Genomic DNA, 26,449 nt, shown 5'->3' with positions numbered 1-26,449 from the left:
CATCGAATATTTCTGGTCGGGGTGGCGGGATTCGAACTCGCGACCCCTTGCACCCCATGCAAGTGCGCTACCAGGCTGCGCTACACCCCGAACAGCCCGCTATATTAGCAGCGAAATCCGTCTTGTCACTCACTTCTTGCCAATTTCGAGCAAGTCGCGGATTGCCGACAGTTCCGCGCGCAACGCCGCCACATCCAGCACCTCGGCGATGGCAGCCGATTCTTCATCGGCCGGAACGCTGTCGTTGGCATGCTGCGCATCGAGCTGGTTGCGCGCGCCGACGATGGTGAAGCCCTGTTCGTACAGCAATTCGCGGATGCGCCGGATGAGCATCACCTCGTGATGCTGGTAGTAGCGCCGGTTGCCGCGTCGCTTGACCGGCTTGAGCTGGGTGAACTCCTGCTCCCAGTAGCGCAGCACATGCGGCTTGACGCCGCACAGCTCGCTCACTTCGCCGATCGTGAAATAGCGCTTGGCCGGAATGGACGGCAGCAGCGTCTGTTCGATCGATTTCGGACGGCGATCCAAGACACCCTCCCGCTGCGACGGCGGCCGGTGTGCATCGCGCGCACCGGCGTCGGCCGTCATCCGTTGTCGACGAGTTGCTTGAGCTTCTGGCTGGCGTGGAAGGTGACGACCCGCCGCGCCGTGATGGGGATTTCCTCGCCGGTCTTGGGATTGCGTCCGGGCCGCTGCGGCTTGTCGCGCAGCTGGAAATTGCCGAAGCCCGACAGCTTGACGACCTCGCCCGCTTCGAGCGCACGGGCGATTTCCTCGAAGAAGATCTCGACCATGTCCTTGGCTTCGCGCTTGTTGAGGCCGACGCGCTCGAACAGCAACTCGGCGAGCTCGGCCTTGGTCAGCGTGATCGACTCGGGCTCGACCGGCGCGGGCGGCGCCAGCTTGAAGCCGGCCGACGCCGGCGGCAGCCGCCCGCCCGTTGCCAGCCCCGACTGCGGCTTGGTCCGGCCATCGAGCGCCGCAAGACGACCGAAGGGGATGACCTCGTCGTTCATGGCGTCCTGATCATCTTTCATGGCGTGGGAATCTGCTGGAGTCGGGGGCTGCGGAAGGGAGTGGCGCCAGGGCTGCTTGCGCTGTCAGGCCCGTCGCCGGGCGCCGATGCCGGCTTCGAGGCCAGCCACGATGCGAGCCACCACCGACTCGATTCGCTCATCGCGCAAAGTTTCGGAATTGTCTTGCAACACCACCTTGAAGGCAAGACTTTTCTCGTTTAATAACAAGCCCTTACCGCGATATTCGTCGAACAGCGCCAGCTCTCGGACGACCTCAGAGAAGCCCTCGGACGCGACGGTTTTGCGCATGCAATCGAGCGCGGCGGACGCACTTACCGCCTGATCGACGACCACCGCGATGTCGCGCCGGACCGGCGGGAAACGCGGCGGCAGCGCAGCCTTCGGCAGCGGCTGGCTGCGCAGCGCGGCCACGTCCAGCTCGAAGACCACGGGCGCGGCCGGCAGTTCGTAGGCCTGCTGAAGCCTGGGATGCAGCTCGCCGATCCAGCCGATGACGACGCCATCGAGCAGCACGCGCGCGCCGCGCCCCGGATGCAGCGCCACATGCTCGGCGCGCTCGAAAGCCACCGCGCCGGCGCCGGCGCATAGCGCCTCGACATCGGCCTTGATGTCGAAGAAGTCGACCGGCCGTTGCGCGACACCCCATTGCTCGGGCGCCGACGCGCCGTACACCAGCCCGCCGATGCGCAGCGGCTGGGCGATGCCCGCCACCGACGTGAGGCTGTCGGCCACGCCCGCATCGCGCGCAAACACCCGGCCCAGTTCGAACACCGCCACCCGCTCGGCGCGCCGGTTGAGGTTGTAGCGCAGCACACCCACGAGGCTGCCGAGCAGCGTCGAGCGCATCACCGACATCTGGCTGGCGATGGGATTGAGCAGCCGGATCGGCTCGGCATTGCCGGCGAAATCGCGCTCCCAGGCTTCCTCGACGAAGGCGTAGTTCACCGTCTCGACATAGCCGAGCCCGGCCAGCGCACGGCGCAGCGCATGCGCCGGACGCAGCGCCTCGGGCTGGGCACGCATGCGCTGGGCCGCGACCGGCGGCCGCACCGGAATGCTCTCGTAGCCGACGATGCGCGCCACTTCCTCGATCAGGTCTTCCTCGATCTCGATGTCGAAGCGCGCGCCGGGCGGCGTGACTTCGAACACGCCGTCGCTCTCGGTGAAGGTGAAGCCGAGCTGCGCGAACACCTGGGCGCAACGCTCGGCCGGCACTGCCACGCCGAGGATGCGGGCGGCGCGCGCGACGCGCATGCGCACCGGCTTGCGCTCGGGCAGCGCGATCTGGTGATCGTCGACCGGGCCGATGCGGGTGGCGTCGGTGCCGCAGATGTCGAGCAGCAATTGCGTCAGCCGCTCAAGGTGCTCGACGGTGGTCGTCGCATCGACGCCGCGCTCGAAGCGATGGCCGGCGTCGGTCGAGAAGTTGTAGCGGCGCGCGCGGCCGCGAATGCTGTCGGGCCACCAGAACGCGCATTCCACATACACGTCGGCGGTGTCGAGCGAGACCGCCGTGGCGTCGCCGCCCATGATGCCGGCGAGCGATTCGACCGCATGCGCGTCGGCGATCACGCCCACGCTCTCGTCGAGCGACACGGTGTTCCCGTTGAGCAGCTTCAGCTCCTCGCCGGCATGGGCCCAGCGCACCACCAGACCGCCGGAAATCTTGCCGAGGTCGAACACATGCGACGGCCGCCCCAGCTCCAGCATCACGTAGTTGGAGATGTCGACCAGCGCCGAAATGCTGCGCTGACCGGCGCGCTCCAGCCGCGACTTCATCCAGGCCGGCGTCGGCGCCCTGGCATCGAGCCCGCGGATCACGCGACCCGAGAAGCGCCCGCACAGATCGCCCGCCTCGACGCGCACATGCAGCTTCTCGTCGAAGCTGGCCGGCACCGCAGCGATGGCCGGCAGCGTCAGCGGCGCGCCGGTGATGGCGGCCACTTCGCGCGCCACGCCCAGCACCGACAGGCAATGGCCCTTGTCGGGCGTGAGCTTGATGACGAACACCGTGTCGTCGAGATCGAGGTAGGCGCGGATGTCCTCGCCCACCGGCGCATCGCCGGCCAGCTCAAGCAAGCCCGCGTGGTCCTGCGACAGCCCCAGCTCGCGCGCCGAGCACAACATGCCGTGCGACTCGACGCCGCGCAGCTTGCCGAGCTTGATGCGGAACGGCTTGCCGTCCTCGCCGGGCGGCAGTTCGGCGCCCACGAGCGCGACCGGCACGCGCAGGCCGGCGGCCGCATTCGGCGCGCCGCACACGATCTGCAACAGCGCGCCGGTGCCGGCGTCCACCTGGCAGATGCGCAGCTTGTCGGCATCGGGATGCTTCTCGATGGTCTTGATTTCGCCCACGACGATCTTGCTGAACGGCGGCGCCGCGCGGCGCTCTTCCTCGACCTCGAGGCCGGCCATCGTGAGCAGGTGCGACAGCTCGGCCGTCGTCACCGACGGGTTCACGAAACTGCGCAACCAGGATTCGGAAAACTGCATGTCTTGCCTCGCTGAATTGTTCTGATGGACGGCCGCGGGTCAGCGGAACTGTTCGAGGAAGCGCAGATCGCCCTCGAAGAACAGCCGCAGATCCTCGACGCCATAGCGCAGCATCGTCAGCCGCTCCAGGCCGCTGCCGAAGGCGAAGCCGACGTACTGCTCGGGGTCGAGCCCGTAGTTGCGCACCACCGTCGGATGCACCTGGCCCGAGCCGGCGATCTCCAGCCAGCGGCCCTTGAGCGGCCCGTCCTCGAACATCATGTCCACTTCGGCCGAGGGCTCGGTGAACGGGAAATAGCTGGGCCTGAAGCGCACGACGATGTCGTCGCGCTCGAAGAAGGCGTGCAGGAAGGCGGTGTAGACGCTCTTCAGGTCGGCAAAGCTCACGTCGCGACCGATCCACAGGCCCTCGAACTGGTGAAACATCGGCGAGTGGGTCGCGTCGCTGTCCACGCGGTAGGTGCGGCCCGGCACGATCACGCGAATCTCGGGCATGTCGCCCGACGCCACCTGGGCTGCGTGCTTTGCCACATGGGCGCGGGCATAGCGCACCTGCATCGGCGAGGTGTGCGTGCGCAGGCAAAGCAGCCTTCCGTCGGCATCTTTCATGTCGACATAGAAGGTGTCCTGCATCGACCGCGCCGGATGATTCTCGGGATTGTTGAGCGCGCTGAAGTTGTACCAGTCGGTCTCGATCTCCGGGCCGTCGCCCACGTCGAAGCCGATCGACGCAAAGATCTCCTCGATGCGCATCCAGCTGCGCATCACCGGATGGATCACGCCCGCGCCGCGCGCCCGGCCCGGCAGCGTCACGTCGATGGCTTCCGACGCGAGTCGCGCCGCGAGCTGGGCATCGGCCAGCGCCTGGCGTCGCGCATTCAGCGCCGCCTCGATGCCCTGCTTGGCCGCGTTGATCTTCGCGCCCGCCTCGCGCTTCTGCTCCGGCGGCAGCGCGGCCAGCGACTTCATCAGTTCGGTGATGCGACCGCTCTTGCCGAGGTATCGCGCCTTCGCGTCTTCGAGCGACGCCGGATCGGCGGCAGCGGCGAAATCCGCCGTCGCGCCCGCCACGAGGCTGTCCAGATTGTCCATGTGCAGGGTCGTCCGCGTCGCAATGCGCGGTCTTCGAATTGGGGGAATCGGGATGCGCGCCGCGCCATGCGCGAGCACAAAAGCAAACGGGACAGCAGGCGTCAGCCTGTGCCCCGTCGATGACGCCCGAAAGGCCGGACGGCGATCAGGCCAGAACGGCCTTCACCTGGCCCACCAGCGCGGCGAAGCCGGGCTTGTCGGTGATGGCCATGTCGGACAGGACCTTGCGGTCGAGTGCGATGCCGGTCTTGTTCAGACCGTTGATGAACACGCTATAGGTCACGCCATGCTCACGAACCGCAGCGTTGATACGCGCGATCCACAGCGCGCGGAACACGCGCTTCTTGTTGCGGCGATCGCGATAGGCGTATTGCCCGGCGCGCATGACCGCCTGCTTGGCGATGCGATAGACATTCTTGCGACGGCCACGGTAACCCTTGGCTGCATCGATAACCTTCTTGTGACGCGCACGAGCGGTCACACCACGTTTGACGCGAGGCATTGTTTAACTCCTGACTTCGAATTCCGGGACGATCAAGCGAACGGCATCATTGCGTGGACCGACTTGAGGTTCGTGTCGTGCACGGCCTCGGTCCCACGCAGATGGCGTTTGTTCTTGGTGGTCTTCTTGGTCAGGATGTGGCGCTTGAAGGCTTGGCCACGCTTGACCGTGCCGCCCGGGCGCACCACAAAGCGCTTCGCAGCGCTTTTCTTGGTCTTCATCTTCGGCATTTACAGCTCCTGGATTGCTGCGATCGGTGGCTTCTGACGAAGCGCTTGATACCCATTCGCAGCTTGTTGCGGACGGCGATTGCCAAATCGCCAGTCACGAAAAACATGGGGCGGACCAGCCGCCGACCCTTGCGGGCTTACTTCTTCTTCTTGGGACCCAGAATCATGATCATCTGGCGTCCTTCGAGCTTGGGCATCTGTTCGACCTGAGCGACTGCCTCGAGGTCGTTGCGCAGCTTTTCGAGCATGCGCATGCCGATGTCTTGGTGGGCCATTTCACGACCACGGAAACGCAACGTGACCTTGGCCTTGTCGCCTTCTTCAAGGAAGCGCTGAAGGTTGCGCAGCTTGACGCCATAGTCGCCGTCATCGGTACCCGGCCGGAACTTGACTTCCTTGACCTGGATGATGTGCTGCTTGAGCTTGGCCTCATGCGCCTTCTTCTGCTCCTGGTACTTGAACTTGCCGTAGTCCATGAGGCGGCACACCGGCGGCTGCGCGGTGGGGGCGATCTCGACGAGATCGACGTCCAGTTCCTCTGCCTTCGCCAACGCGTCGGGCAAGCGAACAATGCCCAGCGGTTCACTATCGACACCGACCAGACGGACCTCAGGCGCCGTGATCTCGCGATTCAGGCGGTGAGAGTTCTTGTTGTCGCGTTGCGGCAGTTCACGCGAGTAGCGGGAGCCAAACGAAGTAGCGATGGGTACTTCCTTTCAGAAAAGCAAAAAACCGCGCGGGATGCGCATGTGGTCGAAGAATCAGGCCTTGGCGGCAATTTCAGCCGCAAGACGCTCCGCAATCGCGGAAACCGGCATTACACCGAGATCCTTGCCACCGCGCGCACGCACGGCTACGGCGTCCGATTCCTTCTCTTTGTCACCAACGACGAGCAGATAGGGAATCTTCTGCAAAGAGCGATCGCGGATTTTATAGTTGATCTTTTCGCCACGCAAATCGGCCTCGACTCTAAAGCCTTGTTTTTGCAGTGTTTGTGCCACGGCCTTGGCGTAATCGGCCTGAGCCTCGGAAATATTCATCACGCAGACCTGCACCGGAGCCAGCCAGACGGGCATCGCACCGGCGTGGTTTTCGATGAGGATGCCGATGAAACGCTCCAGTGAACCGACGATGGCGCGGTGCAGCATCACCGGCAGCTTGCGCGTGTTGTCCTCGGCGACGTACTCGGCGCCAAGCCGCTCGGGCATGAAGAAGTCGACCTGGATCGTCCCGCACTGCCAGTGCCGACCGATCGCATCCTTGAGCGTGAACTCGATCTTCGGGCCGTAGAAGGCGCCCTCGCCCGGCGCGACTTCAAACGCGTGGCCCGAGCGCCGCAGCGATTCCATCAGCGCCGCCTCAGCCTTGTCCCACAGCTCGTCGGCGCCGATGCGCTTCTCGGGGCGGGTCGCGATCTTGAAGATGATGTCGCTGAAGCCGAAGTCGGCATACACCTTCTGCAGCAGCGTCGTGAAGGCCACGCATTCGTCGAGGATCTGGTCCTCGGTGCAGAAAATGTGGCCATCGTCCTGCGTGAAGCCGCGCACCCGCATGATCCCGTGCAGGCCGCCGCTGGGCTCGTTGCGATGGCACTGGCCGAACTCGCCGTAGCGCAGCGGCAGGTCGCGGTAGGAATGCAGGCTGCTCTTGTAGATCTGGATGTGACCCGGGCAGTTCATCGGCTTGAGCGCGTAGTCGCGGCTCTCGCTCTCGGTCGTGAACATGTTCTCGCGGTACTTGTCCCAGTGACCGGTCTTTTCCCAGAGCGACTTGTCGAGGATTTGCGGCGCCTTGACTTCCTGGTAGCCATTGTCGCGATAGACCGCGCGCATGTACTGCTCGACCTGCTGCCACAGCGTCCAGCCCTTGGGATGCCAGAACACGAGGCCCGGCGCCTCTTCCTGCATGTGGAAGAGATCGAGCTCGCGGCCGAGGCGACGGTGATCGCGCTTCTCGGCCTCTTCGAGCATGTGCAGGTAGGCGGCCTGATCTTCCTTCTTGGCCCAGGCCGTGCCGTAGATGCGCTGGAGCATCTCGTTCTTGCTGTCGCCACGCCAGTAGGCGCCGGCCACCTTCATCAGCTTGAAGACCTTGAGCTTGCCGGTGCTCGGCACATGCGGGCCGCGACACAGGTCGGTGAAACCGCCTTCGGTGTAAAGCGACACGTCCTGATCGGCCGGAATGCTCTCGATGATCTCGGCCTTGTAGGCCTCGCCGATGCCCTTGAAGTACGCAACAGCCTCATCCCGCGGCAGCACGCGGCGCGTGACCGGCTCGTCCTTGCGCACGAGTTCGGCCATGCGCGCCTCGATGGCGGCGAGGTCTTCGGGCGTAAAGGGGCGCTTGTACGAGAAGTCGTAATAGAAGCCGTTGTCGATCACCGGGCCGATCGTGACCTGGGCGTCGGGATACAGCTCCTTCACGGCATAGGCCAGCAGGTGGGCCGTGCTGTGACGGATGACTTCGAGACCGTCGGCGTCCTTGTCGGTGACGATCGCGAGCTGCGCATCGGCGTCGATCAGATGGCTGGTGTCGACGAGCTTGCCATCGACACGACCGGCGAGCGCCGCCTTGGCGAGCCCGGTGCCGATCGACTGCGCAACCTGCGCGACCGTGACCGGACCTTCGAATTCGCGACGGGAACCGTCGGGGAGCGTGATTGCGACCATGTGCAGACCTCTGGGTGAGGACCTGGCCGCGCCGACGATGTTCTGCTGCGAGCAGACAAGAAAAAAGCGCGGACCAGGCCGCGCTTTATCTTTGATGCAGTGAAAGCTTCAGACCTGACGGGAAATCTTGGAGCTGAAAGTTCGCGGTGTCATAACCCGTGCTGCCTTTCTCGTCCTTGATTGCTCGCCGGCCTTGGGCCGTTTGATGCTTGTTCGGGTGGTGGGCGCTACTGGATTCGAACCAGTGACCCCTACCATGTCAAGGTAGTACTCTAACCAACTGAGCTAAGCGCCCGAAGCCGTGCATCATAGCGTGTTTTTCAGATTTGCCAAGCGCTGTGTCATTTCCGTCGCGCTTCCATCACACCCGGCACATCGCGAATCAGATTCAGCGCCTTGGTGAGCGCGGCTGAATCGGCGATTTCTGCGGTGAATTGCATGCGCGCATGCTCGCGCGCGCTCTGCGTGTTCACGCCGATCACGTTGATGCGCTCGCGCGCGAACACATCCGAAATGTCGCGCAGCAGGCCCTGGCGGTCGTTGGCCAGCACGAACACATCGACCGGGAACACGGTGTTGCTCGGCCCCGTCCCCCATTGCGTCTCGATCACGCGCTCGGGATGACGCTCGGCCATCGCGAGGAAGTTGAGGCAGTCGTCGCGGTGGATCGACACGCCCTTGCCGCGCGTGACGAAGCCCATGATCGCGTCGGGCGGCGCCGGCTTGCAGCACTTGGCCAGCTGCGTGAGCAGCTTGTCGATGCCGACGACGAGCACGCCGCTCTTGGTCACATCGGCCTTGCCGCGACCGATGCGCGCCGGATGCAGCTCGGGCTCGTCCTGCGGCTCCTCGAACAGCGCCTCGATCTGGCGCAGATTGAAATCGTCGCGCGCGGCGGCAGTGAACAGATCGTCCGGCTTGCCGTAGCCCAGACCGCTCGCCACTTCGTCGAGCGACACCGCCGTGCGCCCGAGCCGCTGCAACTCGCGCTCGATGCGGGCGCGACCGGCCAGCATCGTCGTTTCCTGCTCGACCGAGTTGAACCATGCCCGCACCTTGGTGCGCGCGCGGCTGCTGGCCAGATAGCCCAGATTGGGATTGAGCCAGTCGCGCGACGGCCCGGCGCCGATGTTCTTGCCGGCGATGATCTCGACCGTCTGCCCGGTGCGCAGCGCGGTGTTGAGCGGCACCATCGCGCCGTCCACGCGCGCGCCACGGCAGCGATGGCCCAGGTCGGAATGCAGGTGGTAGGCGAAGTCGATCGGCGTGGAACCGGCCGGTAGATCGATCACGCGCGCCTGCGGCGTGAGCACGTAGATGCGGTCGTCGACCGCGCCCGACTTGAGCCGATCAGCCCATTCCTCGGCGTCGAAGCGCTTCTCGACCGCCTCCTCACCGCCCTCGCGCGCAACCTCGTTCTTCCACGCGAACAGTTGGCGGATCCAGGCGATCTTCTGGTCGTAGGCGCTGCCGGCGGTCTCGCTGCGGTTGCCGGCTTCCTTGTAGCGCCAGTGCGCGGCGACACCGTACTCGGCGAACTGATGCATCTCGCGCGTGCGGATCTGCACCTCGAAGGGCTTGCCGTCGTCGGCCACCACCACGGTGTGCAGCGACTGGTAGCCGTTGGCCTTGGGCCGCGAGATGTAGTCGTCGAACTCCTTGGGAATCGGCTGCCACAGGTTGTGCACGATGCCGAGCACCGTGTAGCAATCCTTGATGTCGTCGGTGATGACGCGAAACGCGCGCACGTCGTAGAGCCCGCCGAAGTCGAGCCCCTTGCCACGCATCTTGTTCCAGATGCTGTAGATGTGTTTCGGCCGGCCGCTCACCTCGGCGACGATGCCCGACGCCTTCATCTCGCTGCGCAGCCGCGCGATGGCGCTGGTGATGAAGGCCTCGCGCTCGACGCGCTTTTCCTCCAGTTCCTTGGCGATGCGCTTGTAGATCTCGGGCTCGATGAAGCGGAACGCGAGGTCTTCCATCTCCCACTTGAGCTGCCAGATGCCGAGCCGGTTGGCGAGCGGCGCATACAGCTCCATCGTCTCCTCGGCATACAGGCGGCGCTGCTCGGGCGTGCCGCAATCGGCGCGATCCTTGTTGTCGGCGAAGAAGCGCAGCGTGCGCAGCCGCGACGCCAGCCGCACCAGCACCACGCGCAGGTCGCCGACCATCGCCAGCAGCATCTTGCGCAGCGCCTCGGCCTGGCGGTTGTGCTCCAGCTCGCGGTCGCGCTTGTTGGCCTCGGCGCCTTCGCGCAGCGCGGTCATGTCGCGCGCCAGCTCGGTCACGCGCATGAGCTGCACGATTCCGCGCACCATGCCCAGCACATCGCTGCCGAAACGCGCCGCGATGCTGTCCTCGGGCAGCGGATGCTCGGCACGGTCGGCGTCGGTGGTGCCGTAGAGCACCGCCGCAAGCTGGGTGGCGCGGTCGGTGCGCAGCCCGGCGAGGATGCTCGACAGCTCGCGCGCATGGTCGGCCACGCGCTCGCCGGTCGGCGCATGACGCTCGCCGTAGGCGCGCTCGGCGCAGGCCAGCGCCTCGGCGATCAATGCCTGATCGGCCGCATCGTTCGCCGCCTCGCCGCTGAGTGCGGCCGGCCGGCTTTGCGCCACATACACCATCTTCATCTCCCGGCCGCGTCACCCTGGGGCGACTGCCGACCGCCACGCCCCACGACCGGGGCGCCACTGCGCTTGCTGCAAGCGAAACACGGACCAAGGTCCGCAATTCCCGGGCTGTTTACGTGCCTTTGACCGGGCGCGCGATCCGTATCGGCCCGCGCCAGCCACCGTCCAGCCGCAGTCCGTGACCGACGCCGATGCGCGGCCCGCGGTCACGGCGATACTCGGACGTCCCAGCACTCGCCTCGAACCGACATGTTCAACTGGTGGCCCCGAGCCCGCCGCGAACCGACCACCCTGCCCGCCGGCCTGCGCGATGCGGTCGTCGCGGCCTTTCCCTTCCTGGCCCTGCCCGACCGCGCCGACGCCGACCAGCTGGCGCGACTTGCGGCCGACTTCCTCGAAGACAAGGCCATCACCCCGGTACACGACCTGGCGCTCGACGACTTCGCGCGCGCGGCCATCGCCATGCAGGCCGCGCTGCCGGTGCTGCATCTGGGACCGCAGGCCTATGACGAGTTCAGCGAAATCGTCGTCTATCCGGGCGAATTCCTGGTGCGGCGCGAAGTGGCCGACGAATTCGGCCTGGTGCATGACGACAGCGGCGCGCGCGCCGGCGAAACCATGGCCGGCGGTCCGGTCGTGCTCGGCTGGGCCGAGGTGGAACGCGGCGCCGGCCGCAGCGACGGCCCAGCCTACGCGCCGGTCATCCATGAATTCGCGCACAAGCTCGACCTGCGCAACGGCGGCATCGCCGACGGCGTGCCGGCCTTCGATCCGGCGCTGCATGCCGGCATCGATCCCGACGACTGGATCGGCGAACTCGACGCCGCGCATGAAGCCTTCTGCTGGGCGCTCGACGATCTGGAACAGCGCTTTCCGCGCGACATCGACCCCGAAAGCGACGCCGGCCGCGCGATCTACGAGCGCGAACTGCCGCTCGACGCCTATGCCGCCGACAGCCCGGCCGAATTCTTTGCCGTGGCCACCGAGGCCTACTTCGTGACGCCGGCGCGGCTGCGCGACGCCTTCCCGCATCTGGCCGCGCTGTTCGACGCCTATTTCAGGCCCGGCTGCGCAGCCAGCTGACGGCCGCCGCTCAGTTGACGGCGGCGGTGCAGACGATTTCCACCCGCCATTCGGGCTTGGCCAGTTCGGCCTTGACGGTGGCGCGCGGCGGCGTGCTGCCCGGCACGATCCAGCCGTCCCACACCGCATTCAGCGCCGGGAAGTCGGCCAGATCCTTGAGGTAGATGACGACTTGCAGCAGCCGCGACTTGTCGGTGCCGGCTTCGGCCAGCAGCGCGTCGATGGCGGCCAGCACCTGCGTGGCCTGACCGGTGATGTCCTGGCTGCCATCGGCGGCGACCTGGCCGGCCAGATAGGCGACGCCGTTGTAGACGGTCATTTCCGACAGGCGTGCGCCGACGTGAAAGCGCTTGAGTTCGCTCATGCTGTGTTCCCCCCGGGGAGTGAAAAGGGGCGGGATTGTCGCATCAGTCAGCCAGCAGAAAGCCGCGCACCGCCGCGATCTGGTCGGCGTGCATCAAGGTCGGCGCATGGCCGATGCCGGCAAATTCCACGGTGCGGGCGCGCGGGCCGCGCTCGGCCATGGCGGCGCAGGTGGCGGCCGAGAGCAGGTCGGAGTCGGCGCCGCGCAGCACGAGCGTCGGGCAGCGGATGGCGTCGTACACGGCCCAGAGCGGCAGCTCGGTCGCCTCGCCCTCGGACGCGATCTGGCGGAAGGCCTCGCCGATGCGCGGGTCGTAGTGCAGGCGCCATTGCTCGCCGTCGCGCGCCAGCACATTGCCGCCCAGCTCGCGCCATTCGTCGTCGCTGTGCGGGCCGAAGGGCGCGGCCACGCTGCGCACATAGGCCACGCCCTCGTCGAAGCTGGCAAAGCGCAGCGGCAGGCCCACGTAGTTGCCGATGCGGCGCAGCGCATCGAGCGGCAGCACCGCGCCGACGTCGTTGAGCACCAGGCGCGCGATGGGATTGCCGGGCAGCGCCGCGAGCGCCATGCCGATCAGCCCGCCCATGCTGGTGCCGACCCAATGCACGGTCTGCGCATCGAGGCGCGCCAGCAGCGAGATGCAGTCGGCGACGTATTGCGGCACGGCGTAGTGCTGGGCCGCGCCGGGCGCCTCGGCCAGCCAGCCGCTGGCGCCGCGCCCGACGATGTCGGGGCAGACCACGCGGTAGTCGGCCGCCAGCGCCCGGGCCAGCCGGTCGAAGTCGCGCCCGACGCGGGTGAGACCGTGCACGCACAGCGCCACGCGCGGATTGGCCGCGTCGCCCCATTCGGTCCAGGCCATGCGATGCAGGCCCACTGGGGAAAGACATTGAACCGAATTGAAACGCGGTTGTTCGATGGCGGTCATGGGTCTGCCTAGAATCGGATGGTTGACTTCGCAGGCGAGCTTCGCTTGCGCGAGATCGATCCACTGTAAGACTTCAGGAGAAGGCGGCAATGGCTTTGAACACTAGCCTCAAGGGCAAGGTTGCACTGGTCACGGGTTCCACGTCGGGCATCGGCCTGGGCATTGCGCATTCGCTGGCGGCCGAGGGCGCGGACATCGTCTTCAACGGCTTCGGCGATCCGGCCGCGATCGAGGCGCTGCGCCGCGAAACCGCCGAGAAGTTCGGCGTGCGCACCGAGTTCCACGGCGCCGACATCAGCAAGCCGGCCGAGATCGCGGCGCTGGTCAAGCATGCGCAGGACAAGCTCGGCAGCCTCGACATCGTGGTGAACAACGCCGGCATCCAGCATGTGGCGCCGGTCGACGAGTTTCCGGACGAGAAGTGGGACGCGATCATCGCGATCAACCTGTCGTCCAACTTCCACGCCATCAAGGCGGCGCTGCCGGGCATGAAGGCGCGCGGCTGGGGCCGCATCATCAACATCGCGTCGGCGCACGGGCTGGTGGGCAGCGCGCAGAAGTCGGCCTATGTGGCGGCCAAGCATGGCGTGATCGGCCTGACCAAGGTGGTGGCGCTCGAAACCGCCCAGCTGCCGATCACCTGCAACGCGATCTGCCCGGGCTGGGTGCTGACGCCGCTGGTGCAAAAGCAGATCGATGCGCGCGCCGCCGCCGAAGGCAAGACGATCGAGCAGGCCAAGCGCGATCTGCTCGGCGAGAAGCAGCCGTCGCTCGAATTCGTGACGCCGGAGCAGCTCGGCGGGCTGGCGGTGTTCCTGTGCAGCGATGCGGCGGCGCAGATTCGCGGCGTGGCCTACAACGTCGATGGCGGCTGGGTCGCGCAGTAAGCCGCGCGACGGGGCCGGTCAGGCGTAATCGATCGGCCCGGCGCTGCGCTCCACCGGCAGCACTGCCGTCTGGAGCGTGGCGCCATCCCAGCGATGCAGCAGCCAGCCGGGCGGCTCAAGCACAAAGGCTTCGCGCGCACCGGCGGCCGGATCGAAGGGAATCTGCTGGGCGGTGGACGGCGCCGTCATGCCGATGCGCCCGGCCCAGCCCACGGCGATGGCGCGATGCACATGGCCGCAGATCACGCGCAGCACCTGCGGATGGCGCGCCACGATGGCCTGGAGCGCCGCCGCGCCGTCGCGGAGCCCGAGCCGGTCCATGAAGCCGATGCCGGTGGCAAACGGCGGATGGTGCAGCGCGACGATGGCCGGTCGCGCCGGCGTGGCGGCCAGCGTGGCATCGAGCCAGTCGAGCGTGGCGGCATCGAGCGCGCCGTGGCCGCTGCCCTCCACCAGACTGTCGAGCGCAATCAGCGCCACGCCGCCCAGGTCCACGCAATAGTCGAGGCGCCCGGTCGCCGGCAGATAGCCGTGCCGGCCGAACACCGCGCGCAACGGTGCCCGCGCATCGTGGTTGCCGGGCAGCAGATAGACCGCCATGCGCGCCTCCAGCGGCGCGATCAGCTCGGCCAGCAGCCGATAGCTCGCGACATCGCCGGCATCGACCAGATCGCCGGTGAGCACGCAGGCGGTGGGCTGAGCCTCGGCGCGCAGCACGGCGGCGACGGCGGCACGCGCCAGCGCCGCACTGTCGACCACGCCCTGCAAGGGCCGCGCGGCCACATGCAGATCGGACAGCTGGGCGAGGCAGACCATGACGCCCACCGCCTCGGCCGGCCTACTGCGCCTGACGCGGCAGGCCGCCGGCCGCCACGGTCTGGATGCGCTCCTCGGCCAGCACTGCCGCCTCTTCGGCGAGGGCGGCCGGCAGCGGCGCGCGCGGCGGCTGATGCTGGGGCTCGCGGTCGGCATGGCCGTCCGCATGTTTCTGCCCGAGCCGGTAGTCGGGATGGGCGAAGCGCGAGCCGGTCTCGCCCCAGGTCGGATCCGGAATCTCGCCAAACACCTGCTGGAGCCGCTTGCCCCAGGTGTTGTGGATCATCTGGAAGTAGTGGTTGTCGTTGTCGATCTGGACGAAGCGGGTCACGCGCAGCGCGTTGGCCTCGTAGACCAGCAGATCGAGCGGCAGGCCGACCGAGATGTTCGAGCGCAGCGTCGAGTCCATCGAGATCAGTGCGCACTTGGCGGCCTCGTCGAGCGGCGTGGACGGATTGATGATGCGGTCGATGATCGGCTTGCCGTACTTGGCCTCGCCGATCTGGAAATACGGGTTCTCGGGCGTTGCCTCGATGAAGTTGCCGGCGGCATAAATCTGGAACAGTCGCGGCGGCTCGCCCTTGATCTGGCCGCCGAAGATGAAGGCGCAATTGAAGTCCACGCCGAACTTCTTCAGCTGATCGGCATCGCGCTCATGAACGGCACGCACCGCATCGCCCACCACGCGCACCGCGTCGAACATGGTCCTGGCGGTCCAGACCGTGAGGCCGTCCTCGGTGCTGCGCTCTTGCAGCCACTGGCGCACGGCCTGGCTGATGGCGAGATTGCCGGCCGTCATCACGACCATGGTGCGATCGCCGGGGCGCTCGAACACGGTCATCTTGCGGAAGGTGGAGACGTGGTCCACGCCCGCATTGGTGCGGGAGTCGGACAGAAAAACGATGCCTTCGTCGAGGCGCATGGCGACGCAATAAGTCATGTGGGTCCCGAAGGCGGAAAAGGGTTTGAGTTTAACCACCGGTCTCTACGGCGCGGCATCGGTGTACTTGCGGGGCGTCACGCGCCGGCGGATTGCCGCAAGCGCAAATACGGCCGAATCCGGTGCCTTTTCGGTGCAACCGCAGCGCCGCTGCCGGCGCATCCTGAATCCCAGTTTGATGCCTTCCTGATGCGATCCCGGCCGCAAGGCCCAAGGATCGTTCGCGCCCGGTTCGCTCTTTTGCGTCCGGGCGCTTTTTTTTTGCCGTCGCCGGAACGACGGCAGCTTGCAGGTCCAGAGGAGTCAGTCATGTCCAACCTGTCCTTCGTGCCGCCGGGCGAAACCAGCGCCTGGCATACCTATCTGGCGCAAGTCGACCGCGTGCTGCCCTATCTGGGGCCGCTGGCGCGCTGGTCCGAGACCCTGCGCCGACCCAAGCGCTGCCTGATCGTCGACGTGGCGATCGAACTCGACGACGGGACCATTGCGCATTACGAGGGCTACCGCGTGCAGCACAACCTGTCGCGCGGACCGGGCAAGGGCGGCGTGCGCTATCACCCGCAGGTCTGCCTCGACGAGGTGATGGCGCTGGCCGGCTGGATGACGATCAAGAACGCGGCGGTCGCCCTGCCCTATGGCGGCGCCAAGGGCGGCGTGCGGGTCGATCCCAAGACGCTGTCGCGCAAGGAGCTGGAGCGGCTGACGCGCCGCTACACCAGCGAGATCGGCCTGGTGATCGGGCCGGACAAGGACATTCCGGCGCCGGACGTGAACACCAATGCCCAGATCATGGCCTGGATGATGGACACCTATTCCATGAACGTCGGCGCCACGGTGACCGGCGTGGTCACCGGCAAGCCGCTCACGCTCGGCGGCTCGCTCGGCCGCGTGAAGGCGACCGGGCGCGGCGTGTTCGTGGTGGGCCGCGAGGCGCTGCGCCGGCTCGGCATGGAGCTGAACGGCGTGCGGGTGGCGGTGCAGGGCTTCGGCAATGTGGGCTCGGCGGCGGCGGAGATGTTTGCCGGCAACGGCGCCAGGATCGTCGCGGTGCAGGACCACACCGGCACCGTCTATCACCCGGGCGGGCTCGACATCGCCGGGCTGATGCAGGAGCTGCGCGAGAAAGGCGGCATCGGCGGCTTTGCCGGCGGCGAGCGCATCGCCGACGACGCCTTCTGGGAGGTGGAAAGCGATGTGCTGATCCCGGCCGCGCTCGAAAGCCAGCTCACGGCGGCACGCGCCCAGCGGCTGCCGACCAAGGTGGTGATCGAGGGCGCCAACGGCCCGACCACGCCCGAGGCCGATCTCATCCTCGGCGAGCGCGGCATCACCGTGGTGCCCGACGTGATCGCCAATGCGGGCGGCGTGACCGTGTCCTACTTCGAGTGGGTGCAGGACTTCAGCTCGTTCTTCTGGACCGAGGACGAGATCAATCTGCGGCTCGACAAGATCCTGGCCGGCGCCTTCCGGCAGATCTGGGAGACGGCCGAGCACCATCGCATTCCGCTGCGCACGGCGGCCTTCGTGGTGGCTTGCACGCGGGTGTTGCAGGCGCGCGAGGAGCGCGGGCTCTATCCCTGAGCGCATCGCCGGCTGGCAGAAGCAGCCGGCGCGCCGTCAGCGCGGCGTGATGTGGACCAGCACGCGCATGCGCTCGGCGCCGCCGCCGCTGCGCATGCCGCGGATCGGCGCGGCCGATTCGTAGTCGCGGCCGATGGCGAGCCGCACATGGCGCTCGCCGGCAAAACCGGCATGGGTCACGTCGATGCCGGTCCAGCTGCCGCCGCCGGGCAGCAGCGGGTCTTCGACCCAGGCTTCGGCCCAGGCGTGGCTGGCCTCGCCGGGCGCGCCTTCGGGGCAGAAATAGCCCGACACGTAACGGCAGGGCACGCCGCGCGCGCGGCAGGCGGCGGCAAACACATGCGCATGGTCCTGGCACACGCCGCGCCCCTGCGCCAGCGCCTGGGCGGCGGTCACGCCCACATGCGTGGAGCCGGTCTCGTACTGCACTGCATCGCGCACCAGCTGGGCGAAATCGAGCAGCGCCGCCGGACCGGGCCGGTCGCGCAAGGCGGCGGCAAAGTCGAGCAGGCGCTCGTCGGGCTGGGTGAAGTGGGTGGCGGAAACGAAGTGATGCGGCGAGTCGCCGCGGCCGGGCTTCTCGTCCACGCGGCCGTCATGCGGCGGCGTGGTCTCGACCAGCCCGCGTGCGCTCACATGGATCTTCGAACCGTGGTTCGTGATCGACAGCGTGTGCATCGGGTTGTCGAAGGGATCGGGCGTGGCGCTGAGCGGCACGGGGCCGGTCAGCTGCCATTCGACCACCGACCGGTTGGCGCAGGGCCGCGGCGTGAGCCGCAGCTGCTGGATGGAATAGTGGAACGGCGCGGTGTAGCTGTACGTCGTTTCATGGAGGACCGAAAGGCGCATCTCTCCCGGCCCTCCGTGATGAACGTCAGCCGACCAGCGGCACGAGGAAATCCCGCGAGATGCGGTTGCCCAGATCGCCGACCTTTTCGAGGAAGCTCGTCAGGTAGGCATGCAGACCGGTGTGGAACACGTCGTCGATGCGGCCGTAATGCAGCTCGGCCACCAGCAGGCCGGCGCGGCGTTCGGTCTCGGCGCTCTGCGCATTGGTGATGCTGCCCAGATTGCTCAGCACCTCGTTCATGCAGTTGGCCAGCGAACGCGGCATGGCGCCGTTGAGGATGAGCAGCTCGGCCACGCGCTCGGGCGTGATCACGTCGCGATAGACCTTGCGATACACCTCGAACGCCGACACCGAGCGCAGCACCGCCGCCCAGTGATAGAAGTCGCGCTGCGCGTCGGTCTGGTCGAGCGCGCGCATGCGATTGGGGTTGGCGTAGTCGAGCTGGAGCAGGTCTTCGGCGCCGTGAAACTTGACGTCGAGAATCCGCGCGGTGTTGTCGGCGCGCTCGAGGTGGGTGCCCAGGCGGATGAAGTAGAACGCCTCGTCCTTGAGCATGGTGCCCAGCGTCACGCCGCGCGACAGGTGCGACCGGAACTTCACCCACTCGAAGAAATTGCTCGGGTCGGTGTCGAGCACCTTGCTCTTGATGATGCGTTGCAGCTCAAGCCAAGTGTCGTTCTGCGTTTCCCACACTTCGGTCGTGAGCGTGCCGCGCACGGCACGCGCGTTTTCGCGCGCGGCTTGCAGGCAGGATAGGATCGAGCTGGGGTTTTCGGGGTCGCGGACCATGAAGTCCAGCACCTGACGCGCATGCAGCACGGTGCCGAAGCGCGCCTCGTAGCGGCTCAGCAGCTCGGAAATGCCGAGCATGCTGCGCCAGCCGCGGTCGGCGTCGACATTCGACAGCGGCAGCAGCGAGGTCTGCACGTTCACGTCGAGCATGCGGGCGGTGTTCTCGGCACGCTCGGTGTAACGGGCCATCCAGAAAAGGTGATCGGCGGTGCGGCTCAGCATCTTGTGTTCTCTAGCTTGGTGGATGGCGCTGTTCAGGATTCGAGGACCCAGGTGTCCTTGGTGCCGCCGCCCTGCGACGAATTGACGACGAGCGACCCTTCCCGCAGGGCCACCCGCGTCAATCCACCGGGGCACATGGCCACGTTCTTGCCCGACAGCACGAAGGGCCGCAGGTCGATGTGGCGCGGCGCGACGCCGGCTTCCACGAAGGTCGGACAGGCCGACAGCGCCAGCGTGGGCTGGGCGATGTAGTTCTCGGGCTTGGCCTTGATCTTGACGCGGAAGTCCTCGATCTCGGCCGTGGTGGAGGCCGGACCGACCAGCATCCCGTAGCCGCCGGCGTTGTGGATCTCCTTCACCACCAGATCCTTGAGGTTGGCCAGCACGTAGCTCAGATCGAGCTCCTTGCGGCACTGATAGGTGGGCACGTTGGAGATGATCGGGTCCTCGTCGAGGTAGAACTTGATCATGTCCGGCACGAAGCAGTAGGTGCTCTTGTCGTCGGCGACGCCGGTGCCGATGGCATTGGCCAGCGTCACATTGCCGGCGCGGTACACGCTCAGCAGCCCGGGCACGCCGAGCGACGAATCGGGCCGGAACGCGAGCGGATCGAGGAAGTCGTCGTCGACGCGGCGGTAGATCACGTCGACCCGCTGCGGGCCGCGCGTGGTGCGCATGAACACATAGCCCTTGTCGACGAACAGATCCTGCCCCTCGACCAGCTCGACGCCCATCTGCTGCGCCAGGAAGGCGTGCTCGAAATAGGCCGAGTTGTACATGCCCGGCGTCATGACCACGACCGTCGGATCGCTGATGCCCTGCGGCGCACAGCTGCGCAGGTTCTCCAGCAGCATGTCGGGATAGTGGGCCACCGGCGCCACGCGATGCTTGGCGAACAGCTCGGGGAAGAGCCGCATCATCATCTTGCGGTCCTCGAGCATGTAGCTCACGCCCGAGGGCACGCGCAGGTTGTCTTCGAGCACGTAGTACTCGCCGGCACCGGCACGCACCACATCGACGCCCGCGATGTGGGCATAGATGTTCTGCGGCACGTCGATGCCCTGCATTTCGGCGCGGAACTGGCCGTTGCGCAGGATCTGCTCGGGCGGCACGACGCCGGCCTTGATGATCTTCTGGTCGTGATAGATGTCGTGCAGAAACATGTTCAGCGCGGTCACGCGCTGACGCAGGCCGGCTTCCATCGTCTTCCATTCGGCCGCCGGAATGATGCGGGGAATGATGTCGAACGGAATCAGGCGCTCGGTGCCCGATTCATCGCCATACACGGCGAAGGTGATGCCCACGCGCCGGAAGATGAGATCGGCTTCGGCACGCTTGGCGGCGATGACATCGGTGGGCTGTTCTCTCAGCCACTGGTCGAAGTGGTCGTAGTGCGGGCGGACCTGCCGGTTCGCAGCGTCGGAATACATCTCGTCGAAAAAGCGCTGGACAGCCATGGTGTCTTGTTGTCTCCGATGGGCAGGTGTTTGCAGGGGGAGCTTCGTACCTTGAATACAGCGCCTTCAAGTTCCGTGCCATTGCACGGCAGCGGCGCGTCAGACCTCTTCCTCCATCGGCATCACGGTGACCGCCACCTCGAGCGTGTGCGCGCCGCCCCCCTGGAGCACGCCTCGCAACGGGGTGACATCACCGTAATCGCGACCATACGCGACGGTCACATGCTTGGATCCGACGATCACGTCGTTGGTGGGATCGAGCTCAAGCCAGCCGCCATCTCCGCCCGAATCCGCACCGCAATAGACGCTGACCCAGGCATGGGACGCATCCGCACCGATCAGGCGCGGCTGGCCCGGCGGCGGATTGGTGAGCAGATAGCCGCTCACGTAGCGCGCCGCGAGACCGATGGCGCGCAACGCGCCGATCATGACGTGGGCGTAGTCCTGGCACACGCCGTGGGCCAGCTTGAAGGCATCGAGCGCCGAGGTTTCCACGTCGGTGCCGGCCGGATCGAAGGTGAAGTGCTCATGCACGCGGCGCATCAGATCGAGCACGCCCTCGATCACGTCGCGACCGGGCGGAAAGCTCGGCGCGGCGAAGGCGGCCAGCTCGGGATGCAGCGCCACCCAGGGCGACGGCAGCGCGAATTCGGCCGCCGCGTCATAGGGCACGCCGACGCGGAAATGCAGGCCGTCGCGCAGCCGCTCCCAGGGCTGGCCGCGCGTCGGCACGCCGGGCACGGCGCGCTCGACGATGCCGGCCGAGCACACGCCCAGCACCGCATGCGAGCCGGTGATGGAAAAGAAGTCGCGCGCATTGCCGTAGCCGTCGGTCCAGCGGCCGTGGCTGGCCGGCAGCGGCGCGATCATCAGCTCCTGCTGCTCGATGCGCTGGCAGGGCAGGCGCGCGAGCCGCAGCGCCGCAAGATGGTGCGCGACATCCACCGGCGCCGCGTAGTGGTACGTGGTTTGGTGAATGACCTTGAGACGCTGCACTTCAATGGCGCGCGGCGCGGGAATGACGGCTGTGTTCATGGTGCTCATCAGGACATGACCGGGCGGACCCAGCCTTCGGCCAGACTGAAATAGCGCCGGCTGAGGTCGTCCGACAGCACGCGCGACACGGCGCAGAGCGCACGCACCAGCGCGGTGAGCGCGCGCGGCACGCCGGCGGCATCGGCGCGGCAGAGTGCCGCGAGCTGCCAGGAATCGGGCTCGGGCACGCTCAGCGCCGTGCCCTGGCCGCCGCCCGGCAGCCGCGAGATGTCGCGGATGAGGCGCGAATACACATAGGCCAGCGAGCGCGGATTGCTGCGGTCGAGCACCAGCAGATCGGCGACCGCCGGCAGTTCGACGCTGCGCTGGTAGATCGAGCGATAGGTGATGGTGCTGTCGTAGAGCGCGAGCAGCAGTTCGAGCCCGGCCGAATAGTTGCCGGCGCCCGACTCGAGCACCGTGAGCATGCTGCCGGCGAGCGACGACAGCCGTTCGAGCTGGCGTCCGGCCGACAGCAGCCGCCAGCCGTCGTCGCGCGTCATGCGGTCGGCCTGGGCGCCGGTGATGGCGGAGAGGTCGTCGGCCAACTCGCTGAGCACGCGCTGGGCATGGGCGATGGTGCCGCCGTGCAGCCGGCCGCGCGCCAGCCGCCGGTCGAGGTCGACGCGCGCCGCGACGATGAGTCGCCAGTGATCGGGCGCGAGCCGGTCGCGGATGTGGCCGGCCGAGCGTTCGAGCGAGGCCAGATTGAACGCGAGGCTGCCGAGCGCCGCCGGATCGCCGAGCTTGGCGATCAGCGCGCGCTCGAATTCGGCGCGCGAGGCGCTGATGGCCGGCGTGCCGGGCGGCACCAGCCCGAAGTTGCGGCTGAGCTGGCCGAGCACGTCGAGCACGGCGCGCGGCGGCTCGTCGTCGGCGCTGATCGCGGCCAGCACCGCGCGCGACAGCCGCACGCCGAATTCGGCGCGCTCGGTATAGCGGCCGAGCCAGAACAGGTTCTCGGCCGAGCGGCTCGACACCACGCGGCGCCGGCCGGCGATCTGCTCGGGCCGCATGCGGCCGGGCATGAGCGAAAACTCGTCGACCGTGCCGTCGGTCATCACCCAGGCGTCGGCACTGCTGCCGCCGCTCTGCATCGACACCACCAGCTGGTCGGAATGCGCGGTGCGCACCAGACCGCCGGGCAGCACGCGCCAGCCGCCCTCGGCATCGCGGATGACGAAGGCACGCAGCATCGCGGCGCGCGGCACGATGCGGCCGTCGCTCCAGGTCGGCAGCTGCGACAGCGGCAGGAATTCTTGCAGCGTGTAGTCGGCCGGATTGGCGCGGATGCGCTTTTCGAGCGCGGCGATCTCGTTGTCGGTGGCATGCGCGCCGATGCGCGCCGTGAAGCGCTTGCCCCAGGTGCTCTTGACCACCAGTTGCGACAGATGCGGCAGCGCGTCTTCGAGCGCCGCCTCCTCGCCGCACCACCAGGTGGGCAGCGAGGTGAGCTTGAGTTCCTCGCCCATCAGGTTGCGGCAGACCGCCGGCAGAAAACCCTGCACCGCCGCCGACTCCAGAAAGCCCGAGCCGAGCGAATTGGCCAGCAGCACATGGCCGGCGCGCACCGCCTGCATCAGGCCCGGCACGCCGAGCGCCGAGTCGGAGCGCAGTTCGAGCGGATCGCAGAAATCGTCGTCGAGCCGGCGCAGGATCGCGTCGACCTGCTCCAGTCCGTGCAGCGTCTTGAGGAAGACGCGCTGGTCGCGCACCGTCAGATCGCCGCCCTCGACCAGCGGAATGCCGAGGTAGCGCGCCAGATAGGCCTGCTCGAAATAGGTTTCGTTGAACGGCCCCGGCGTGAGCAGCACCACCTTGCCGGCAGTGCCGCGCGGGCAATGCGCCAGCAGCGAATCGAGCAGCGCCCGATACGTCGACGCCAGATGCTGCACCTTGAGCTGACGGAACGGCCCCGGAAACAGCTTGCTGATCGTCACCCGGTTTTCGAGCGCATAGCCCAGGCCCGACGGCGCCTGGGTGCGCTCGGACACCACGCGCCATTCGCCTTCCGGACCGCGCGCCAGGTCGAACGCGGCGATGTGCAGGAACACGCCGCCGGCCGGCACGACCCAGCGCATCGGCCGCACATAGCTCGGATGGCCAACGGTGATGGCCGCCGGCAGCAGGTTGTCGTGCAGCAGGCGCTGCTCGCCGTACAGGTCGTGCAGGATGCGTTCGAGCAGTTCGGCGCGCTGTGCGAGTCCGGCTTCGAGCCCGGCCCATTCCTTGGCGCTGACGACCCACGGCAGCAGGTCGAGCGACCACGGCCGCGACGCGCCGTTGGGATCGGCATAGACGTTGTAGGTGATGCCGTTTTCGCGGATCTGCTGCTCGACGGTCTGAGCCGCGTCGTCGAGCTGGCCAAGGCCCGGCAGGCCGAGCACGTTGAAGAACTGCTCCCAGCCGGGCGCGAGCTTTTCCTTGCGCGCGTCGCAGCTGGAACAGCCGCGCAACTCGTCGAAATGGCCGGTACGCGCCGGCACGGCAATGCGGGCCGCGCGCGCCGCCGCATCGGAGGCGGAGACGGCGGGTTCGACGCCAGAGAAGAGGGATTCCACGGTGATGCTTTTACCGTTCGTGACCCGCCGCCAACGGCGGTCAGGACGGCCCGGCCGGCACGCTCGCGCGCGCTGGCCGGGGACTGAAAACCTCAGCGCCGCAGGTCGAGGGTGAACGGCATTTCGAGGCTCGCCTTGTCGCGGCCTCGGCCGACCGGCTCGACCACCATGCGGCCCGGGGTGTGACCGATGGTACTGAAGCGCGCGAGCCGGCGGCTCTCGGCTTCATAGGCATTGACCGGGAAGGTCACGTAGTTGCGGCCACCCGGATGGGCGACGTGATAGCGGCAGCCGCCGAGCGACTTCTCCATCCAGGTATCGACGATGTCGAAGGTGAGCGGCGCATGCACGCCGATCGTGGGATGGAGCGCCGACGGCGGCGCCCAGGCGCGGTAGCGCACGCCAGCCACGAACTCGCCCACGCGCCCGGTCGGCTGGAGCGGAATCGGCCGGCCGTTGCAGGTGACGATGTGGCGCTGGTCGTTGAGGCCGGTGACCTTGACTTCCACGCGCTCCAGCGACGAATCCACATAGCGCACCGTGCCGGCCGCCGCGCCCTCCTCGCCCATGACGTGCCAGGGTTCGAGCGCGTTGTGCAGATTGAGTTCGATGCCGCGCGCGGCGACCTTGCCCACCAGCGGGAAGCGGAACTCGAAGTGCGGCGCGAACCAGGCCGGATCGAAGTCGAAGCCGCCGTCGCGCAGGTCGTGCAGCACGTCCTCGAAATCCATCTGCACGAAGGTCCGCATCATGAAACGGTCGTGCAGCTCGGTATTCCAGCGCGTCAGCGGCTGCGAGTAGGCCTTGTTCCAGAACGTGGCGATGAGGGCGCGCAGCAGCAGCTGCTGCACGATGCTCATGCGCGCATGCGGCGGCATTTCGAACGCGCGCAGTTCCAGCAGGCCGAGCCGCGTGCCGCCGAAATCGGGCGGGTACATCTTGTCGATGCAGAACTCGCTGCGATGGGTGTTGCCCGTCACGTCGATGAGGATGTTGCGCAGCGTGCGGTCGATGAGCCACGGCGGCATGTAGGCCGTGCCGGGGCCGCCGTTGGCCTTGAGCAGGCGGTCGATTTCCTGGCGCGCGATCTCGAATTCGAGCACCTGGTCGTTGCGCGCCTCGTCGATGCGCGGCGCCTGGCTGGTCGGGCCGATGAACAGGCCCGAGAACAGATAGCTCAGCGACGGATGGTTGTTCCAGAACGCGATCAGGCTGGCCAGCAGGTCGGGCCGGCGCAGGAAGGGGCTGTCGGCCGGCGTGGCCGCGCCCATCACGAAATGGTTGCCGCCGCCGGTGCCCGTGTGGCGGCCGTCGAGCATGAATTTCTCGGTCGACAGGCGGGTGTAGTGCGCCGCCTCGTAGAGGAATTCGGTGTGCTCGACCACCTCGTCCCAGTTGGCGGCCGGGTGAATGTTGACCTCGATGACGCCCGGATCGGGCGTGACCTGCAGGATTTGCAGACGCGGATCGCGCGGCGGCTGATAGCCCTCGAGGATGATCTTGATGTCGAGGTCGGCCGCCGTGGCTTCGATCGCCACCAGCAGCTCGAGGTAGTCCTCGAGCTGTTGCAGCGGCGGCATGAACAGGTAGAGATGCCCGCCGCGCGTCTCGATGCACATCGCGGTGCGGGTGATCCAGTGCGCCGACTCGAACCGGCTGGGATAGCGCGTGTCGGTGGTGCTGGACACGGTCTGGAAGCTGGCGGCGCTGGCGCGGTCGGCGCCCGGGCCCTTGCCGTCGCCGCTGGCATCGCCGGCCAGCGCCGAAGCGATGGCACGGCCGTCCGCGTCGAGCGCGCCGTCGGCGGCACCGTGGCGGCCGGTGCCGTCCGGGCCTTCCACGCCGCTGCCATAGGCGCCGGCGCCGTAACCCGCCGCACCGGAGCCGTAGCCGCCATGCGCGCTTTCATCCGAGCCGAACAGCCCGCCCGGGAATTGCGAGCGCAGCGCCGTGTAGCTCGGCAGCGTGTCGCGCGCGGCGAACGGGTCCTGCTCGATCTGGAACGGGTATTCGCCCTTCTTCACCCAGGGCAGCGAGTCGAGCGGCAGGCGGTAGCCCATCGGCGAATCGCCCGGGATGAGGTACATGCGCTCATCGCGGAAGAACCACGGGCCGGTGGTCCAGATCGGGCCGCCGAGCTGCACGTTCCAGTCGCGCTTGAGCGGCAGGACGTAGCCGACCGTCTTTTCGAGGCCCTGATCGAACACCCGGCGCAGGCGCGCGCGCTCCATCTCGTCGTCGAGCCGCGAATCGAACGGATCGACGTTGACCGGCAGCCGG

General features: G+C 67.4%; 22 protein-coding genes and 2 tRNA genes. 3 read left to right on the top strand and 21 right to left on the bottom strand.

The annotated features are described in order from the left end of the window. Window positions 1-13 precede the first annotated feature (13 nt). The 11 genes from B9P64_RS15900 to B9P64_RS15850 form a co-directional block, all read right to left on the bottom strand. Window positions 14-90: transfer RNA gene (locus tag B9P64_RS15900), tRNA-Pro, on the bottom strand. Between the two features lie 39 nt (window positions 91-129). Further along, window positions 130-528, bottom strand: a complete 399-nt coding sequence (locus B9P64_RS15895) for a MerR family transcriptional regulator (RefSeq protein ID WP_235839888.1) — start codon at window positions 526-528, stop codon at window positions 130-132. A gap of 56 nt (window positions 529-584) precedes the next feature. Next, window positions 585-1,037 carry an integration host factor subunit alpha gene (locus tag B9P64_RS28110; RefSeq protein ID WP_235839887.1) on the bottom strand — a complete coding sequence of 151 codons (453 nt, stop codon included), beginning with the start codon at window positions 1,035-1,037 and terminating at the stop codon, window positions 585-587. 63 nt (window positions 1,038-1,100) lie between these two features. Further along, on the bottom strand, window positions 1,101-3,530 hold the full coding sequence (pheT, locus tag B9P64_RS15885) for a phenylalanine--tRNA ligase subunit beta (protein WP_085315036.1): 2,430 nt from the start codon (window positions 3,528-3,530) through the stop codon (window positions 1,101-1,103). Between the two features lie 39 nt (window positions 3,531-3,569). Further along, on the bottom strand, window positions 3,570-4,622 hold the full coding sequence (pheS, locus tag B9P64_RS15880) for a phenylalanine--tRNA ligase subunit alpha (protein ID WP_085315035.1): 1,053 nt from the start codon (window positions 4,620-4,622) through the stop codon (window positions 3,570-3,572). 145 nt (window positions 4,623-4,767) lie between these two features. Next, window positions 4,768-5,124, bottom strand: coding sequence for a 50S ribosomal protein L20 (gene rplT / locus B9P64_RS15875; protein WP_085315034.1), 357 nt, complete (start codon window positions 5,122-5,124; stop codon window positions 4,768-4,770). 32 nt (window positions 5,125-5,156) lie between these two features. Beyond that, complete coding sequence (gene rpmI / locus B9P64_RS15870; RefSeq protein WP_085315033.1) at window positions 5,157-5,354, bottom strand: 50S ribosomal protein L35; 198 nt, start codon at window positions 5,352-5,354, stop codon at window positions 5,157-5,159. Between the two features lie 137 nt (window positions 5,355-5,491). Further along, window positions 5,492-6,022: a translation initiation factor IF-3 gene (gene infC, locus B9P64_RS15865; protein WP_085315032.1), complete on the bottom strand. Its 531-nt coding sequence runs from the start codon at window positions 6,020-6,022 to the stop codon at window positions 5,492-5,494. A gap of 93 nt (window positions 6,023-6,115) precedes the next feature. Further along, window positions 6,116-8,023, bottom strand: a complete 1,908-nt coding sequence (gene thrS, locus B9P64_RS15860; RefSeq protein ID WP_085315031.1) for a threonine--tRNA ligase — start codon at window positions 8,021-8,023, stop codon at window positions 6,116-6,118. Between the two features lie 218 nt (window positions 8,024-8,241). Next, window positions 8,242-8,318 (bottom strand) — tRNA-Val (locus B9P64_RS15855). A gap of 46 nt (window positions 8,319-8,364) precedes the next feature. Continuing rightward, complete coding sequence (locus tag B9P64_RS15850) at window positions 8,365-10,647, bottom strand: RelA/SpoT family protein (protein WP_085315099.1); 2,283 nt, start codon at window positions 10,645-10,647, stop codon at window positions 8,365-8,367. A gap of 255 nt (window positions 10,648-10,902) precedes the next feature. On the opposite strand from B9P64_RS15850, the gene B9P64_RS15845 reads away from it, so the two are divergent. Further along, window positions 10,903-11,736: a M90 family metallopeptidase gene (locus tag B9P64_RS15845; RefSeq protein ID WP_085315030.1), complete on the top strand. Its 834-nt coding sequence runs from the start codon at window positions 10,903-10,905 to the stop codon at window positions 11,734-11,736. A 10-nt stretch (window positions 11,737-11,746) separates the two neighbouring features. On the opposite strand, the gene B9P64_RS15840 is transcribed toward B9P64_RS15845, so the two are convergent. Beyond that, window positions 11,747-12,100, bottom strand: a complete 354-nt coding sequence (locus B9P64_RS15840) for a RidA family protein (RefSeq protein ID WP_085315029.1) — start codon at window positions 12,098-12,100, stop codon at window positions 11,747-11,749. Window positions 12,101-12,143: 43 nt separating this feature from the next. Further along, window positions 12,144-13,028, bottom strand: a complete 885-nt coding sequence (locus B9P64_RS15835) for an alpha/beta fold hydrolase (protein ID WP_085315028.1) — start codon at window positions 13,026-13,028, stop codon at window positions 12,144-12,146. An 89-nt stretch (window positions 13,029-13,117) separates the two neighbouring features. On the opposite strand from B9P64_RS15835, the gene B9P64_RS15830 reads away from it, so the two are divergent. Further along, window positions 13,118-13,915 (top strand): 3-hydroxybutyrate dehydrogenase, encoded by a 798-nt coding sequence (locus B9P64_RS15830; RefSeq protein WP_085315027.1) that lies wholly within the window; start codon window positions 13,118-13,120, stop codon window positions 13,913-13,915. An 18-nt stretch (window positions 13,916-13,933) separates the two neighbouring features. Here B9P64_RS15830 and B9P64_RS15825 read toward each other — a convergent pair whose 3' ends face one another. Together B9P64_RS15825 and B9P64_RS15820 are read right to left on the bottom strand one after the other, a co-directional pair. Continuing rightward, window positions 13,934-14,731 (bottom strand): phosphodiesterase, encoded by a 798-nt coding sequence (locus tag B9P64_RS15825; RefSeq protein WP_085315026.1) that lies wholly within the window; start codon window positions 14,729-14,731, stop codon window positions 13,934-13,936. A gap of 22 nt (window positions 14,732-14,753) precedes the next feature. Beyond that, entirely contained in the window at window positions 14,754-15,671 is a 918-nt protein-coding gene (locus B9P64_RS15820; RefSeq protein ID WP_139826141.1) for a proteasome-type protease, read from the bottom strand. A 309-nt stretch (window positions 15,672-15,980) separates the two neighbouring features. On the opposite strand from B9P64_RS15820, the gene B9P64_RS15815 reads away from it, so the two are divergent. Further along, a complete protein-coding gene (locus B9P64_RS15815; protein ID WP_085315025.1) occupies window positions 15,981-17,252 on the top strand; it encodes a Glu/Leu/Phe/Val family dehydrogenase in 1,272 nt (423 codons plus the stop codon). Window positions 17,253-17,288: 36 nt separating this feature from the next. Here the strand turns inward: B9P64_RS15815 and B9P64_RS15810 are convergent, their stop codons facing one another. From B9P64_RS15810 to B9P64_RS15785, 6 genes are all read right to left on the bottom strand, one after another. Then, window positions 17,289-18,101, bottom strand: coding sequence for a transglutaminase family protein (locus B9P64_RS15810; protein ID WP_085315024.1), 813 nt, complete (start codon window positions 18,099-18,101; stop codon window positions 17,289-17,291). A gap of 25 nt (window positions 18,102-18,126) precedes the next feature. Further along, complete coding sequence (locus B9P64_RS15805) at window positions 18,127-19,116, bottom strand: alpha-E domain-containing protein (RefSeq protein ID WP_085315023.1); 990 nt, start codon at window positions 19,114-19,116, stop codon at window positions 18,127-18,129. Window positions 19,117-19,148: 32 nt separating this feature from the next. Further along, complete coding sequence (locus B9P64_RS15800; protein WP_085315022.1) at window positions 19,149-20,573, bottom strand: circularly permuted type 2 ATP-grasp protein; 1,425 nt, start codon at window positions 20,571-20,573, stop codon at window positions 19,149-19,151. A gap of 99 nt (window positions 20,574-20,672) precedes the next feature. After that, window positions 20,673-21,608, bottom strand: coding sequence for a transglutaminase family protein (locus tag B9P64_RS15795; protein WP_085315098.1), 936 nt, complete (start codon window positions 21,606-21,608; stop codon window positions 20,673-20,675). Window positions 21,609-21,616: 8 nt separating this feature from the next. Next, on the bottom strand, window positions 21,617-24,169 hold the full coding sequence (locus B9P64_RS15790; RefSeq protein WP_085315021.1) for a circularly permuted type 2 ATP-grasp protein: 2,553 nt from the start codon (window positions 24,167-24,169) through the stop codon (window positions 21,617-21,619). Window positions 24,170-24,261: 92 nt separating this feature from the next. Beyond that, on the bottom strand, window positions 24,262-26,449 hold a 2,188-nt coding region (locus B9P64_RS15785; RefSeq protein WP_176256854.1), incomplete at its 5' end, for a transglutaminase family protein.

The organism is Derxia lacustris (genome assembly GCF_002105195.1).
Taxonomy (GTDB): Bacteria; Pseudomonadota; Gammaproteobacteria; order Burkholderiales; family Burkholderiaceae_E; genus Derxia; species Derxia lacustris.
This window is presented reverse-complemented; position numbering and strand designations above follow the sequence as displayed.

What these genes read in the sequence shown, in the direction of transcription:
- B9P64_RS28110 (WP_235839887.1), bottom strand. Translation starts at nt 1,037, where the DNA reads ATGAAAGATGATCAGGACGCCATGAACGACGAGGTCATCCCCTTCGGT.
- pheT (WP_085315036.1), bottom strand. Translation starts at nt 3,530, where the DNA reads ATGCAGTTTTCCGAATCCTGGTTGCGCAGTTTCGTGAACCCGTCGGTG.
- pheS (WP_085315035.1), bottom strand. Translation starts at nt 4,622, where the DNA reads ATGGACAATCTGGACAGCCTCGTGGCGGGCGCGACGGCGGATTTCGCC.
- rplT (WP_085315034.1), bottom strand. Translation starts at nt 5,124, where the DNA reads ATGCCTCGCGTCAAACGTGGTGTGACCGCTCGTGCGCGTCACAAGAAG.
- rpmI (WP_085315033.1), bottom strand. Translation starts at nt 5,354, where the DNA reads ATGCCGAAGATGAAGACCAAGAAAAGCGCTGCGAAGCGCTTTGTGGTG.
- thrS (WP_085315031.1), bottom strand. Translation starts at nt 8,023, where the DNA reads ATGGTCGCAATCACGCTCCCCGACGGTTCCCGTCGCGAATTCGAAGGT.
- B9P64_RS15850 (WP_085315099.1), bottom strand. Translation starts at nt 10,647, where the DNA reads ATGGTGTATGTGGCGCAAAGCCGGCCGGCCGCACTCAGCGGCGAGGCG.
- B9P64_RS15845 (WP_085315030.1), top strand. Translation starts at nt 10,903, where the DNA reads ATGTTCAACTGGTGGCCCCGAGCCCGCCGCGAACCGACCACCCTGCCC.
- B9P64_RS15840 (WP_085315029.1), bottom strand. Translation starts at nt 12,100, where the DNA reads ATGAGCGAACTCAAGCGCTTTCACGTCGGCGCACGCCTGTCGGAAATG.
- B9P64_RS15835 (WP_085315028.1), bottom strand. Translation starts at nt 13,028, where the DNA reads ATGACCGCCATCGAACAACCGCGTTTCAATTCGGTTCAATGTCTTTCC.
- B9P64_RS15830 (WP_085315027.1), top strand. Translation starts at nt 13,118, where the DNA reads ATGGCTTTGAACACTAGCCTCAAGGGCAAGGTTGCACTGGTCACGGGT.
- B9P64_RS15825 (WP_085315026.1), bottom strand. Translation starts at nt 14,731, where the DNA reads ATGGTCTGCCTCGCCCAGCTGTCCGATCTGCATGTGGCCGCGCGGCCC.
- B9P64_RS15820 (WP_139826141.1), bottom strand. Translation starts at nt 15,671, where the DNA reads ATGACTTATTGCGTCGCCATGCGCCTCGACGAAGGCATCGTTTTTCTG.
- B9P64_RS15815 (WP_085315025.1), top strand. Translation starts at nt 15,981, where the DNA reads ATGTCCAACCTGTCCTTCGTGCCGCCGGGCGAAACCAGCGCCTGGCAT.
- B9P64_RS15810 (WP_085315024.1), bottom strand. Translation starts at nt 18,101, where the DNA reads ATGCGCCTTTCGGTCCTCCATGAAACGACGTACAGCTACACCGCGCCG.
- B9P64_RS15805 (WP_085315023.1), bottom strand. Translation starts at nt 19,116, where the DNA reads ATGCTGAGCCGCACCGCCGATCACCTTTTCTGGATGGCCCGTTACACC.
- B9P64_RS15800 (WP_085315022.1), bottom strand. Translation starts at nt 20,573, where the DNA reads ATGGCTGTCCAGCGCTTTTTCGACGAGATGTATTCCGACGCTGCGAAC.
- B9P64_RS15795 (WP_085315098.1), bottom strand. Translation starts at nt 21,608, where the DNA reads ATGAACACAGCCGTCATTCCCGCGCCGCGCGCCATTGAAGTGCAGCGT.